Here is a 14,324-nt window from a genome sequence, read left to right as displayed (position 1 = left end):
CGTTCTCTAAGTATTTTGAGTGTTTCGTTGAATATCCAATGTCATAGATTATTGTGGTCGTGTCATTCAACAATACGATCATTTCGTGCTAGAAATGAAATTTATTACGCTTATCACAGTATGTAAGGCACAGACCTTTATATATTCTCCGCTCGTTGTGGTTTTGCAATGTTAAGGAGAAACAAGGATGAACCTGGAACAGCAGCGTCAACAGGCACAGCAGGCGTTTGTCGAAAGTGGACAAAATATCGAAATAGGGACCTTACAAGGTATGCCGCTAACGCTGCAGCAGCTTAAAAATACGACAGCTGAATCAAGTTATGTTGTGGAGGTATTCAATTCTGGGCTAACCGCAGTGGTTTATCACCTGAAAATTGATGGCCAGCACTGGACATTGAAGCGAAAAAGAAAGGATTGCTTGGTCAAAAATATAGATGGGCAAACATCATTTTTAAACGAAGTTCAGCGCAGGCGAGATCTGGTCGAGCTGAAGCGCGGCTATCCAGGGAGCTTTAAGCATATCGTCGATACTCAATTTGCCTCATTCAGAGACGGTATTATTCTGTCGCCATGGGTTGAAGGTAATCCGTTGGCCATCTTGAATCGGAACGTTTTCCAACAGATTTTCTCGAGCATAGTAAACCTTGAATTGAGGGGACTGTTTGAATGGGACTTCTGCCCAGGAAATATTTTACTAAATCACCAAGACGAGATAAGGCTGTTCGATTTTGGTTATATGTATCAGTTTGATCCTAAAAAACACTTTAATAGCAATGGAAGAAGTACGCCGTTATTTCATGGTATAGAGCGGTTTGAAACCCGTTTCTTTTTTGATTTTTTGCTGAAAAATCCGTTAAATCTAAGTCCAGAAGCGCTGTTTGAGCTCTACAAGCTAGAAAAACAGTGTGCACTGGAGGCCTATCAGGAAAAACTACAGCAGCTTATAGAAATTGGTGCCGATGTAAGTGTCATTTCTCGGCAGCAGGGTATCAACCAACGTTGGCGGTTAGCATTGACCCGTGAGGATTCTTTGCGTGAGTTATATCTGGTTGAAAGCTTTCGTTCAAATGTACTCGACTTGCTTGATGACTTACACGGCCAATCTTGCAGCCCTTATACTTTAAAGAAAGCTGATTTGGTTTTGGGTTTGATTAACAGTCACTTTGAACTATTGCGTTCAAGCGATGCCTTCTTTTTTGGTGATGAAACAAAGGGCAAAAATGAGCTGATCACAAAGTACAGCAGCCTTCGCAGTGAGGCTGAGCAGTATCAGCTTAATAAGGTGGGCTAAGAACGAACGTTTTAGGAACAGGTGGTGGCTCAATTTAACTAGCTGAATTTTGGTAAAAAAAGCCACCTTATCAAGGTGGCTTTTTTTCTTGGGTTATTAACCCGCTTGCTGTGGTGAGCTGGCGGATTCAGGCTGCTTTTGGGCAAATTTGTTTACCCAAAGTGAGATAGCACCGTCACCTGTGATATTACATGCGGTACCAAAGCTATCTTGCGCCATATACAGGGCAATCATCAGAGCCAGCTCGGCTTCACCGAAGCCAAGCATAGAAGCCATTAGTCCCAGAGCTGCCATTACGCCGCCGCCCGGAGCACCAGGTGCTGCAATCATAGTTATGCCCAACATCATGATAAAAGGCAGCATCTCAAGTAAGGATGGCAGGGCAATATGCTGGCTTAGTGCCATTACAGCTGTAGAGCAGGTCACTAGGGTAATTGTGGAACCTGACAGATGAATGGTTGCACACAGTGGGATGGTGAAGTTAGCAATGGACTCATCAACACCGTTGCCTTTGGTCTGGCGCAAAGTGACGGGGATAGTGGCTGCAGAGGACATGGTGCCAATGGCCGTGAAATACGCAGGTAGCATGTTCTTGATCAGTTTCACCGGAGACATACCCAAGGCCAAGCCTGTAATTGTGTATTGGATAGTGATCCATACCCAGTGCATAAATACAGCCAGTGCCAGAACGACACCAAAGGTTTTTAAGGTTGTAAATACCGTGCCTTCCGCTGCCATTTCGGCAAAGATGCCAGAAATATAGAACGGAAGTAGTGGAATAATTACTTTTGATAACAGCAGATCAATGATACTGCGGCCGTCATCGGCAATTTCTTTTAGTCGGACACTGTTAGTAACACTGATCCCCAGCCCAAATAAGAAGGCTGTCGCTAGTGCAGTCATTACCCCGAACATCGGCGGGATTTCCAAACTGATAAAGCTGGTTAGTTTAGCACCTGCATCGGCTGTGGTTTGATCCGGGCTAGGAATGCCGGCTATCACCGAACTGGCAACGATAAAGGCCAGGCTGCCGGCAATAACGGTAGAGCCGTACGAAAGCGCGACTGTTTTACCCAGCAGGTTACCTGAATTCTTTGGCAAGCTGGCAATACCGCTGGTGATATAGAAAAGAATGATTAGAGGAATGGTAAATCCGATCAGCTGGCCACCGAGCAATTTAACTGTCAGTAGTATGCGGATGATTTCATCCGGGGCAAAAAAACCAAGTAAAATACCGGCAACGATACCGGCAATCAATTTCAGTATTAATTTCATTAAGTTGTATCCAGATGTGTGTTTGGTAACGGTTAAACTAGCAATTTTGAATTACCCATCTATATGCACTTGTTGGCATTATGTTTTTAGAATATGGATATTCTGGAGTATTGTTTTTAACCGTACGTACTATTTAGCATTTTTGCGCTGCTCTGTCATTTTTTTTGAAAGTTTGCTGATAGTTTTTATTTTGCTGACCTTCGTCAGCAGGGACAAAAGGTTAGGGTTCTTTCTCTAAGGCTCAAAGGACACCACCAAACCAGCGTTTTGATGAGTCAACTTAAGTTGGTTAACACTCATGGAAAATATGGAGATGTTTAAGGCATAGATATGCGTGATGGGGTAGGAGGCGTATCATGTCACGAGTGGTAATCTAGCAAGGGAGGGGGTCTACTGTTCTACCCTAAAGGTCTCATTATCGAGGTTATTCTTATTTGAAATATATGGCGGAGCTAAAGAGGAGCCATATCTTTTCTAAAGTATGGCTCCTAGTCGATGAAGGGCTAAATTAGCTTTCAAATGAAAGCTTGTTGCCAAATGTGTTTATCAAACTGTTCAACTGCCGGTTGCACCGCAGGATGGGCAAAACAGTCAAAGAAGGTGGTGCGAAATACGATTGGGTATCTGGCCTACAGGTGGGGATCGCGAACTTAGGTAACAGTCTGGCGGCGATTAAGCATCTGGTATTTGATGATGCTTAAATCAGTCAGTCAGAGTTGGCAAAAGCGTTGGAAGAGGATTTTGCCGGTAGTGAGAATGAACAGCTTCGCCAGCGTCTCATTAACTTCGTACCGAAATATGGTAACGATGATGACGCTGTGGATAGTTTGCTGGCAGAAGCGTACCAAGCGTATATCGATGAGCTGGCGCAGTTTGTCAATACTCGTCATGGTCGCGGCCTAGTTGGTGGCGGTTACTATGCAGGTACAACGAGTATTTCTGCTAATGTGCCATTTGGTGCTTCGACGATGGCTACGCCAGATGACTGCAAGGTGACGACGCCACTTGCCGAAGGAGCCAGCCCGTCATCAGGTTCCGACCGTTTAGGTCCAACGACGGTGTATAATTCAGTCGGTAAAATCCAGACTAGCCAAATATTGAGCGTGTACTGCTTAACCAGAAACTGTCACCTGCTGCGGTGGCCTCTGAAGGTGATAAGCTGAAGCTGTCTATGCTTATTCGTAACTCTTCGGCCAATATCATCTTACTTGGCGGGGTGTACCAACATCAGGGGGAAAGCCTGGTTGGTCCGCTAACAAAACTTTGCATTCAAAATATCCATTTCAGCACAGCTTTTCTGGGTATTGATGGTTACCACCAAGATACGGGATTTACCAGCCGCGATATGATGCGTGCAGAAATATCCGAGACTATTATTGGAAAAAATCGCCGTAATAACGTGTTGACCGACTCAAGCAAATTTGGGCAGATTTACCCGTCTTTAATTGGCAAAACGAGTGAGATTTCTATATTGCTCACTGATAATACTGTGCCTAAACAAGATATCGACGCCCTGAAAAGCCAAAGTGTGGAAGTGCTCTGTAGTTAGAGAGTACATACGAGAGGTATAATAAGTTAAGACCACCTCTATGGTGATCATCATTTCTTAAGGTTCTGTATTGTAAATGTGATGCGATATTTATGGCCTTTATTTATTAGTATCTTCCAATTACTGTGTTGTTTCCCTCTGTTTTGGACAACAAATAGGAATATGGTCTATCTAGTTGCAGTATTTTCAATAATTAAATCACTATAGGTCACAAAAATAACACTATGTTTTTTAAACCTAAAAACAAGTCTAATATTGATTACATGTGATTGTTTGAATTGATTTATCCTAATGACTAATCTGAATTTATCAGATTATCAATTGCATGAATTTTATACACAACTCACAAATAAATTAATTTATCTCGCAATAATTATTCATCATTTTTATCCAATGTGATTCAAAGGTGGAATTATGTCTTATACAAAAGAACAACTCATGTTGGCATTCAGCTATATGAGTTATTACGGCATCACTCACACAGGTACGGCACAAGAAAATGCTGAGCTCATTCTAAAAAAAATGAACGAAGCTTTGAAAAAGTGGAAGCCTTTTCAGGAGGATGACTGGGAAGTCGTCTGGGGGCCTGCGGTTTATACCATGCCTTACACAATCTTCAATGATGCGATGATGTATGTCGTACAAAAGAAGGGATCTGAGGGGGAATACGTGATAGCCATTCGCGGTACCAATCCGGTATCAATTTCAGACTGGCTGTTTAATGATTTCATGGTTAGAAAAATGAAGACGTGGTCTTACGCATCAGTTGAAGGTCGTAAGCTCAAAATATCCAAAAGTACCAGCTACGGACTAGAAACCTTACAGAAATTGAAGCCAAAATCTGGTATCCCCGGTGAAGGTAAAACTATTCTGCAGTTCTTGAATGAAAAGGTAGGTTCAGAGGGTAAAGCAGAAATTTGTGTTACCGGTCACAGTAAAGGCGGCGCATTGTCTTCCACGATGGCTTTGTGGTTGAAGGATATTCAGGGAGTCAAACTCTCTGAACACATTGATATCTCGACGATTCCGTTTGCCGGTCCTTCTGCCGGTAATGCTGACTTTGCTGATTACTTTGATGAGTGTCTTGGTGAACAATGTACTCGTATTGCCAACTCGCTAGACATTGTAACTTATGCCTGGAATACGCAGTCATTAAAAAAACTTAAGTCTTTATATTCATATGAACTACCACCCGTTTTACCGTCTCCATTTCAACGCGCTTTAATTAGCGGAATGATCGCGGAAACGAAAGGTAAAAAATATAAGCAAATTAAGGCTGAAACTCCACCGCTAGAAGGTCATTTTAATCCGCTGTTATTTGAATACCTTGTGCAGGCAGCCTATCAGCATGTTGTTGGCTACCCGGAATTAATGAATATGGAGGATGATATTCCTTTAACAGACATATTCGAAGATGCAATAGCCGGTTTGTTATAAAGCGTTTTAGAATAAAGGCCCATAGTTTTATGGGCCTTTAATTTATGTCAGTTTTCAGTAGAGTTGTTACAGCTTTCATCTACGTTATTTGTCGGCTGTTGCGGTATTGCGGTTATTCCGCAGGTAGAGCTGGTGGTGCTTGGTCAGTCTTGGGATTACAGCGCAGTCCCATTGCGTTTCCAGCATCAAGCATATACATGATGCACGAATAGGTCGTGTTTGAGCGCGGGGTAAATTCGTAGAGTTCGGAGTTCTCTAACCATGTGTCCAGCTCATAGGCAAAGTCAGGTGGCAGCAGCTTGATTGCTTTACCTTGAGGGCCTTTAGGGATGCAGGACAACCCCATATCTTTGCCATTATCTAGCATGAGCATAACGCAGGCTAGGTTCGGGGTTGCTTTGGGGGTGAATTCATAAACCTCGGAGTTTTCCTGCCAGGTGTCCAGTTCGTAGGCGTAATCTGGCTGTTGATCGGGCAGATTACGAGTCTCGTTGTAACAGCCTGCCAGTGTCAGGGGGAACGCGAGGGCTAAAAGAACGCTCAAACGTTTTTTCATGATGTGTCCTAGTTAATTTAAAAACGGCCAGTCTTATGACAAATGCATTGGTTTGTTCTTGTCAGTATGGAACATATATTCTTCTTGGTGTCTGGTTTGTCTTCAAGATGCGCTTTGAAGGTGGACTTGGTAATTTTAGCGACAACAAAGCATAAAAAAACAGTTAATGATCTATGATGTGGGATTGTGTAATAGGATCTCAGATGCGCGATGGTTGCTAAAGAAACACGCAGTGGAACCGATGCAGAATCATAAAGTAATCACTCAGTGGCAAATCGCATCAGTGATGTTTGCCTGATCTTCAGTTCAGAGTCTATTTGAGGCCGTCATTAGCCCCGGCTCTTTAATGAGATCTGCGTCAGATTGTCCTCATAACTAAGAAAGCTTTTTTGTGTTGAGTTATTCCGCCACATCACTGCTTCTCTGCGTAGACAAAGAACTCTCTTAGCTCTATATCTTTACTAGTTGATGCGAGTGTAGGATAAGAAATGGCCTCTGGGTATATAATGCATTTGTAGGGTGTTTGTGGTGGAGCTTGAGATACGACAACTTACATTTCAAAGCTTAGATAGCTTCACATCTTTTCAGACAATAAATACTGTTAGTAATAGATGAGAACCTGCCTGTGAATACTGGATATTTGACTGATATTATCATTCTGTTATCTGCGGCAGTCATTACTGTCCCTGTGTTTCAATGCTTAGGTTTTGGTGCAATACCAGGTTTTTTGGTTGCAGGGGCAATCGTAGGGCCGTCAGGGCTAGGCTATATTCAGGATTACGACGAGATTGCTCAACTCGCTGAGTTTGGTGTGATTCTCCTATTGTTTATTATCGGAATAGAAATTAAGCCATCCAGTCTTTGGAATATAAGGAGGCTAGTATTAGGGCTTGGGACTCTTCAGGTTCTAATAACAGGTGCTTTAATAACTGTAATAGCTCATGAAATACTTAATTCTTCGTGGGAAGCTTCACTTTTAATAGGATTGGCGCTAGCCCTTTCCTCAACGGCCTTTGTACTTCAATTATTAACGGAAAGGAAGATGATCTCATCAGAATATGGAAGGCCCTCTGTTGCCATATTACTGTTACAAGATCTGGCGGTTGTCCCACTTTTGGTTTTTGTTTCATTTATGGCCGAGCCGGAGTTAACAATAGTAGAAGACATTCTCCTAGCATTGGCTGAGGCGTTCATCATTCTTTTGTTCATTATTGTTCTTGCCAGATATATTTTGACTCCCTTGCTTAAAATGCTTTCCCGGTTTGGTTCACCCGAGATATTTACCGCATCCGCTTTACTTTTGGTATTGGGATCGGCATATGCAATGGAGCGTATTGGATTATCGATGGCCATGGGGGCATTTGTTGCTGGCTTATTGATTGCTGACTCATATTACCGTCATCAAATTATCGCAGAGATTCAGCCTTTTCGTGGCTTGTTGCTTGGACTGTTTTTTATGTCAATGGGTATGTCCTTAAATATTGATCAATTTTTAGACCACCCTATGGTGCTTTTAAGTTTTACAGTTGCGCTAATGACTATCAAGTTTTTTATTCTCTGGCCTTTGTCACGCTTGTTCGGAATAAAGAAAAAAGCATCGATTTCGGTGGCCTTACTCCTAGCGCAAAGTGGTGAATTCGCATTAGTATTGTTTGCAGTAGCGAAAAGCATGGGAGTTTTGGAAGAGACGTTATTCCAACATCTTCTAATTGTTGTCTTGTTGAGTATGCTCATAACCCCGGTGCTTGATAAATTAGCTTATCGGGTATTTTTGGCTTCGCCTAGAAGTATCACAACAATGCAAAATGTTGATATTGATAAACACGAGCAATATATCAAGCCTATTATTATTGCGGGTTTCGGAAGAATGGGTCATAGAATCGGTTATATTATGGAGCTGATGAAAGTACCTTATCTAGCGATCGATAAAGATGAATCTCTTGTGGAGCGCGAACGTTCAAAAGGCAAGCCGGTGTATTTCGGAGACGTACAAAGCCTCCAAGTACTAAGAGCCGCTGGGGCTACGGATGCCCCCTTTGTAATCATTTCAATTAATGACCCAGGCGTGACCGAGCAAATTGTATCCTCGCTTCATTCTGCCGTTCCAGATATTCCTATCTTTGCTAGAGGGCATGACCTTGCAAAATGTCACGATCTTAGAGCGCTTGGTGCACACTATACAGTGTCAGAGACTCTCGAGGCCAGCGCAGAGCTTGCCCATGCGGCATTACTTCATATGGGAGTTGAAGGTTCGGAAATAGCAATTGCGCTTGAGCAGTTTCGGAAAGACTACTACAAACAGGTCAATATGGAGGAGGAAAAGAAAACGAAGCTAGATTAATAAGTGATTATCATTGAATGGTGAATTGAACCACCGAATATCGGGGAGTTGCTTAATTCTAGTAACTTATTGGTGTGCCTAATCCTTAGCTATTATTGGCTATTAATAATAGGTAATTACACGAAGTTATTTATAGTCTCGTCATGAGTAGAACAAGGCGCTATTTCATGTAATTTGCAGTAGAGCAGAGAAAAGCCTCATATTTGTTGTTTACTCTAAAAATCATCATATGTGGACAATCGAGTAATTGATTAAGAGTGGTTTACTGAAGATGAAATAATCCTTATGTAGTAAATTAAGGCTGAAACGTTTCCACTAGAAGGTAATATCAATCCGCTGTTATTTGAATACCTTGTGCAGGCAGCCTATCAGCATGTTGTTGGCTACCCGGAATTAATAAATATGGAGGATGATATTCCTTTCACAGACATATTCGAAGATGCAATAGCGGGTTTGCTATAAAATATTTTAGCGTAAAGGCCCATAAGATTTCTGGCCTTTATATTGATGATAATGTAACTACCCACTTATCCCATCATTACAAAGTTTGTATACCGCACTTTCGTTGATGAAATTCAAGTAATACCTAGCAAGCTAGACATCTTGTTGCAGCTATTTATTGATTAAGTGCACACGATATGCAATTTATTGCATTTGTTGGTGTGTGTTCATGGAATTGGACTATCTTTTTTTATCATACCTCATCGAGTAATTGCCCAGAAAGGGCTAAGGCTGTATTCGTTGAAGTACGATGAAGAGAAAGAGTCTCTCTTTTTTATTACCAGCATGACCGTACCTTCTTCTTTTTATACAACAGGTATTCACACGAGTACCGCTAGAAAGGATTCTTCATGTTTAATTTATTTCCACACCTAAAACCATCTCTTCCCCAAAATGACAGCAAGCGCGAACAAGATAAACGCCAAAAACAGCTGGCTAATACGCAGAAAAGCTATATCTGGGACACGAATAATCCAAATGTCGCCCCGGTTCCACTTGTAAAAGAGGTTCCTCGAGAAGCCTATCCGACTTTGACGTGGGGGATCACCGTTCTGAAAGTTCTAGTGCCGATTGTGGAAAACCTTGTTGCCAACGTTAAGGACGCAGCTGAACTGGTAGATATCAAAGAGGGGGTGGCTGAAGTATCGGATGCACTCGATAGCCTGAAGCCTGGTCAGCAGCTAGCTTTGATCACCAATACAACAGCAATGCTGAACTCGCTGATCGAGATGTATCTGAAATTGGTTCGAGAGGAAGTTAAAGAATATCGTGAAGGGGCCGGACTGGATGCTTACAAGGCGCTGTTTAAAAAGCTGCCGCTACCAGCTGTCGCAGAGGTATTTCAACAGAACGACTGTTTTGCGCGATACCGTGTCGCCGGGCAAAATCCTATGTTGATCAGAGGAGTTTCTCGTCTGGCCGATAACTTTCCTGTTAGCGAGGCAGGCTACCAAAAAGTAATGGGACCAAATGACTCCCTAGCTGAGGCGTTGGCTGAAAAGCGGATCTATATTGTGGACTATCATGAACTGCAGATGCTGGCTGATAATTCCCAAGGGCCTGAAAAGAAAGTTTTTGCGCCAATCGCACTGTTCGCTATCCCCAAAGATGGAAAGGATATTACGCCGGTCGCGATTCAAAATGGTCAGGATCCGAGTAGTGCCGTTATCACTTATGCGGTTAAGCAGAATGATGACACCCCAGAGTACAGGCAGTGGCAAGCAGCCATGACTATGGTGCAAGTAGCCGATGGGAATTATCATGAATTATTCGTCCACCTTGGCCGTACCCATCTGATTATCGAAGCGTTTACTATTGCAACCAATCGCTGTCTGGCAGAGTCTCACCCTGTTAACATCTTATTGCTTCCGCACTTTGAAGGTACGCTGTTTATTAATAACAGCGCAGCTAACTCTCTTATCGCCGCGGGCGGCCCAATTGATAATATCTTTGGCGGGAAAATTGAAGCCACTCAAAAAGCCGCAGGAACGGACCGACTTCAGCTCGATTTCTACCAGTACATGTTGCCCAATGATTTAGCCGCGCGCAATGTCGACAATATGGATTACCTGCCTGATTATCCATATCGCGATGATGCGATTTTGATCTGGGAAGCAATCAAAAACTGGACCCAAGCCTATATCAACATTTACTACACAAATGATACAGATGTCACTGAAGACTATGAATTAGCGGCATGGACCACGTCGCTAATGACAGAAGGCGCCATCAAAGGCTTCAAACCAATCACAACTCGTGAGCAGCTCGCGGATGTGCTGACTATGGTGATTTTCACTTCAAGTGCTCAGCACGCCGCTGTTAATTTCCCCCAACGTGATTTGATGAGCTTCGCACCTGCCGTTACCGGTGCCTTCTGGGCAGAAAATCCAGTTGATGTTCAAACAGAGGAGGCCTGGTTGCAGACTTTGCCACCGTTAACTCAGTCTCTGGAGCAGCTCTCATTGCTGGAAATTCTTGGCGGTGTTTATTACCGCCATCTGGGAGAATATCGCAGTAACAACTTCCCTTATTTGGACTGGTTCGAGGATCCCAGGGTTACAAAAGAAAATGGGCCGCTCAGTCAGTTCAAGGCCTCGTTAGCAGACATTGAGCAAACAATTAATATACGCAACAAAACTCGCCAGGAATATAACTATCTATTGCCGAGTAAAATCCCACCAAGTATTAACATATAAGACATACTGAAGGCGAGGGGAGGAGCCTCGCCTTCACGCTCTTTATTCTTATTTGATATGTTCAGCTATCAATTATGAAGGGGCCAATCATCACACTATTAATAGTATTTCTCTTTGGCCCCGACTAACGTGAAGATTTATGGTCATGATGAGGCAAGTGCTATCGTGATTTATGATACCCCCAGGATCTGATGCTTTAGATGATTCCTATTCATCAACACTTATAGTGAACTAGGTTACATATCTTCGATAAACATAAGTATTTTTTAACCAACCAGATTACCATGAATTTATCATGGTTATTATAGGGGTAGGTATGAAACACTATAGAGATATAACGAGTTTTCACTCTATTGGTAAAGCCATCAGCAATAAACCAGAAAGCACGAAAAATGTCGTTGACCTACTCAACTTTCTAAGCCAAGTTATTTTCTGTGACAAAGTGGCGGTCTCAGTTCTAGGGCCAAAGGAAATAACCAACGGAACGATAGAAGTTATCGACAAACTCGCCTCACTCGGTTTACCTGTGGATCTTATTGAACGTTACTCCTACCCATCTGGTCATGAGCGAATACTCCAACGAAATAGAATTAGTGATCAACTCAAGTATGATTGGCTCAATCACTTCCCCACATTGGGTAAAGCATCTCGAGACAGTTTTCCACCTGGTTACTACGACATGCTTAACAACACGGTAGAGATTTTCTCAGATACCTTGTTATCGAATACATCTGCGTCACGATATAGTTCTGAAATTCAAGAGTCATTGAACGATGACAGTATCAGTTATATGGTCGGCTTGATGCTTGCCGACAGTGATCTTACCGAACTTATTCGCCACAACTTTAACAAGCAAGGAGTAAGTAAGGAACATCTCGTACATTTTATTGCTCTAGCAAGGAACAAGTACAATCTATTACTTTCGGAAGATTTAAAATTAGTCTTCACACCTTGTGCATCCCGAGCACAGACTAACCATAGCACCGCCTATTCTTTTATGGATACCTACCGGAAAGAGCTAAATAAAGACCCCAAAGATGAAATGCAACAGCTTAAGCTTACTGGTAAGCAGTATCACCTAGACATACCGAGCGCCTTGCATATCCTACTTGCAGATGGTGCGACAAGCTCAGAGCAGCTCATTGTTCGCGCATTAGATGCGAGAGAAAAAGTAACTTGGTATAGGGAAGAGGTCTTACATAACTTCAATGATTTGCGGTTTTCTAACAACATCGAAGATCAAATAAAGCTCAGTAACAATCTTGACAATGCTTATAAAGACATCGCCGGGGTATTAGCAATGAAGGGAGGGAATAATGCTAAAAAGCTATTCGGTCATTTTTCGTTTGATTTTTCAGACTTCTCTTTAGCCGCTGGTAGTATGAAAGCAGTCGGCGATTTTCTTCAATTCACAAAAAACACATGGAAGTTCCGTAATAATCAAGATTGTTATTTACTGACACAAGAGCTTATTCACTATATGTCGAAAGACGAAAGCGAGTATAAGAAGATTGTTGATAGGCTTTATATCGCACTGGGGGGTGACTTTAAAAGTTTGTTGACTTAGAGCATTAAGCCCAAATAAAGTGCAAACCTAATTGTTTAGCGATAGCTTCATCGTAACTACTATCCCCAATACTCAGGACTTGATGAGGCAAACACTGGTTCTGAGCAATCAACTTTTCAATGACTTGGGCCTTGGAGTCATCTCCAAGTCCAGTCGAATAGACATGTTCTAAAGGCAGAGCGATACCTGCTCTTGAAGCTTTTTCAAGAGAAGGTGTTTTGAAATTCCCCGTAACAATGTAGTACTCCATGCTTGAATTCAGGACCAGGTTGAGCAGTCCTGTTCCTTTTGAAAGAGAAGACCAAGTTTGCTTTTGTACAAAACTCATCATGATGTCATCGAGTTGATGAAACACCTCCTCTCGTTTTGAGAGCGGTACTGTATTATTTAGCACAGAGCTGAATGTTCGGTGAGGATAATTTGAAATATCACTGTCTAATTTCTCGTTAAGCAGCTGCGATAGAGAAGTGAAGAAGAACGGGATTTCTGCCTCGTTACTGTTCACGAGAGTACCGTCTAGATCAAAAATACATAATTTGATGTCAGATAGCTCGAATTGCATTCTAATCCCTTAAATTCAATAGGCATTTTTATTGTACCACATATGAATTACAAACAGCGTCTTTTCACATAATCTATCAAAGCTCTCGGAGCTTTATTTATCAATTTGGCTGTAGGTCTGATCGTTAATCTTATGATTACTATTAATGGGGCAAGTCTCGCCTTTTTCCTTCAAGCATTAGTAGGTGAGGGTGGCACGAAGTTGGACAAATGCGTGTCAGGTTTTCCTTGCGAAATCTACCCTTCGGATAACTTCTAGTATCACAGAGTGACAATCGGCACCTCTAAGTTAAATGCTGACTCTGAAAGATTTTAGACATTTTCGTTCATCCCCTAACGGTGAAGTCCAATTGCTTTATGCGGAAATTTTTACAAAATATGCAGTATCTAGATCACCCCAGAAGAGCTTAATACCCCATTCCTTTTCAGCGCAAAAAAACAACTTTAACTCGAAGCATCATTATTACCTTAGAGATTAGTTGGGCAGAATTAATTCGATGTGCTGTACTCAAATCTCATTTATAAACGTGGTTTATTGCAAAAATAAACAGCAGCACATTTATCGTCAATATATTGAATAATATCATGCCCACCAAATCGAACTGTTTTTCAAACTGTTATTTTTAGGTGGACAATAAATGAAAATTCACTCCACAACGTTAACTTATGACCAATTACCCTCAATATATGGATTATTGGAATCTATTGCTTTTATGTGGGTCATCGTTGTAGTAACTCTCATCGTTGCATCTTGGGTAGTGAGTAAACTGTGGCACATACACTCAATCCCAAAACATGTAGCCAAAGAGCAAGATCTTCCACAAGCCAAACTCATTTTTTGGTTATGTATTTTGGGGCTGGCTTATAAACCACTGTGGGTCATAGCAGTGTTGTCGATTGTTACGGATTGGCAACGTATTCAAGAGTGGTTAAGAGGAGTTAAGTCATGAAAGAAATAATGCTGCCCTACATCTTTATTGTTTGGATACTATTCAAATTTAAAGTGCTTGCGCCAACAGCCAAAAACTACTTTATTACGACCTTTATAGGG

General features: G+C 42.0%; 9 protein-coding genes and 3 pseudogenes. 8 read left to right on the top strand and 4 right to left on the bottom strand.

Annotated elements, in window-relative coordinates; genetic code table 11:
- Positions 1–187: 187 nt before the first annotated feature.
- The gene (locus MD588_RS13745) at positions 188–1,291 is read left to right on the top strand and encodes a protein kinase family protein (protein WP_265697929.1); all 1,104 of its coding nucleotides are present in this window, start codon (positions 188–190) and stop codon (positions 1,289–1,291) included.
- A gap of 96 nt (positions 1,292–1,387) precedes the next feature.
- Here MD588_RS13745 and MD588_RS13740 read toward each other — a convergent pair whose 3' ends face one another.
- Complete coding sequence (locus MD588_RS13740; RefSeq protein WP_265697928.1) at positions 1,388–2,566, bottom strand: dicarboxylate/amino acid:cation symporter; 1,179 nt, start codon at positions 2,564–2,566, stop codon at positions 1,388–1,390.
- A 508-nt stretch (positions 2,567–3,074) separates the two neighbouring features.
- Positions 3,075–3,153: pseudogene (locus MD588_RS26130) on the bottom strand (fructose-6-phosphate aldolase); the annotation flags it as partial.
- Between MD588_RS26130 and MD588_RS13735 the strand changes: the two are divergent.
- The 3 genes and pseudogenes from MD588_RS13735 to MD588_RS13725 form a co-directional block, all read left to right on the top strand.
- Positions 3,148–3,749: pseudogene (locus MD588_RS13735) on the top strand (pyruvate formate lyase family protein); the annotation flags it as partial. The pseudogenes MD588_RS26130 and MD588_RS13735 overlap by 6 nt on opposite strands.
- Positions 3,732–4,115: pseudogene (locus tag MD588_RS13730) on the top strand (DNA-binding transcriptional regulator YciT); the annotation flags it as partial. The pseudogenes MD588_RS13735 and MD588_RS13730, both read left to right, overlap by 18 nt.
- Before the next feature lie 414 nt (positions 4,116–4,529).
- On the top strand, positions 4,530–5,552 hold the full coding sequence (locus MD588_RS13725) for a lipase family protein (protein WP_265697927.1): 1,023 nt from the start codon (positions 4,530–4,532) through the stop codon (positions 5,550–5,552).
- A 112-nt stretch (positions 5,553–5,664) separates the two neighbouring features.
- Here the strand turns inward: MD588_RS13725 and MD588_RS13720 are convergent, their stop codons facing one another.
- The gene (locus tag MD588_RS13720; RefSeq protein ID WP_265697926.1) at positions 5,665–6,108 is read right to left on the bottom strand and encodes a hypothetical protein; all 444 of its coding nucleotides are present in this window, start codon (positions 6,106–6,108) and stop codon (positions 5,665–5,667) included.
- A 625-nt stretch (positions 6,109–6,733) separates the two neighbouring features.
- Between MD588_RS13720 and MD588_RS13715 the strand changes: the two genes are divergently transcribed.
- From MD588_RS13715 to MD588_RS13705, 3 genes are all read left to right on the top strand, one after another.
- Positions 6,734–8,449, top strand: coding sequence for a monovalent cation:proton antiporter-2 (CPA2) family protein (locus tag MD588_RS13715; RefSeq protein ID WP_265697924.1), 1,716 nt, complete (start codon positions 6,734–6,736; stop codon positions 8,447–8,449).
- 851 nt (positions 8,450–9,300) lie between these two features.
- Positions 9,301–11,145, top strand: a complete 1,845-nt coding sequence (locus tag MD588_RS13710; protein ID WP_265697923.1) for a lipoxygenase family protein — start codon at positions 9,301–9,303, stop codon at positions 11,143–11,145.
- A 316-nt stretch (positions 11,146–11,461) separates the two neighbouring features.
- Positions 11,462–12,712, top strand: coding sequence for a hypothetical protein (locus MD588_RS13705; protein ID WP_265697921.1), 1,251 nt, complete (start codon positions 11,462–11,464; stop codon positions 12,710–12,712).
- A gap of 4 nt (positions 12,713–12,716) precedes the next feature.
- Here the strand turns inward: MD588_RS13705 and MD588_RS13700 are convergent, their stop codons facing one another.
- On the bottom strand, positions 12,717–13,274 hold the full coding sequence (locus MD588_RS13700) for an HAD family hydrolase (protein ID WP_265697920.1): 558 nt from the start codon (positions 13,272–13,274) through the stop codon (positions 12,717–12,719).
- A gap of 637 nt (positions 13,275–13,911) precedes the next feature.
- On the opposite strand from MD588_RS13700, the gene MD588_RS13695 reads away from it, so the two are divergent.
- The gene (locus tag MD588_RS13695; protein ID WP_265697919.1) at positions 13,912–14,223 is read left to right on the top strand and encodes an Mg2+ and Co2+ transporter; all 312 of its coding nucleotides are present in this window, start codon (positions 13,912–13,914) and stop codon (positions 14,221–14,223) included.
- Positions 14,224–14,324: the final 101 nt, after the last annotated feature.

The sequence above is a fragment of the Photobacterium obscurum genome, assembly GCF_026191635.1.
GTDB lineage: Bacteria > Pseudomonadota > Gammaproteobacteria > Enterobacterales > Vibrionaceae > Photobacterium > Photobacterium obscurum.
The sequence above is the reverse complement of the archived record's forward strand: the minus strand, read 5'-3'. Positions and strand labels throughout refer to the sequence as shown.

Coding starts and splice junctions, on each gene's coding strand:
- MD588_RS13745 (WP_265697929.1), top strand. CDS start 188: ATGAACCTGGAACAGCAGCGTCAACAGGCACAGCAGGCGTTTGTCGAA.
- MD588_RS13740 (WP_265697928.1), bottom strand. CDS start 2,566: ATGAAATTAATACTGAAATTGATTGCCGGTATCGTTGCCGGTATTTTA.
- MD588_RS13725 (WP_265697927.1), top strand. CDS start 4,530: ATGTCTTATACAAAAGAACAACTCATGTTGGCATTCAGCTATATGAGT.
- MD588_RS13720 (WP_265697926.1), bottom strand. CDS start 6,108: ATGAAAAAACGTTTGAGCGTTCTTTTAGCCCTCGCGTTCCCCCTGACA.
- MD588_RS13710 (WP_265697923.1), top strand. CDS start 9,301: ATGTTTAATTTATTTCCACACCTAAAACCATCTCTTCCCCAAAATGAC.
- MD588_RS13705 (WP_265697921.1), top strand. CDS start 11,462: ATGAAACACTATAGAGATATAACGAGTTTTCACTCTATTGGTAAAGCC.
- MD588_RS13700 (WP_265697920.1), bottom strand. CDS start 13,274: ATGCAATTCGAGCTATCTGACATCAAATTATGTATTTTTGATCTAGAC.
- MD588_RS13695 (WP_265697919.1), top strand. CDS start 13,912: ATGAAAATTCACTCCACAACGTTAACTTATGACCAATTACCCTCAATA.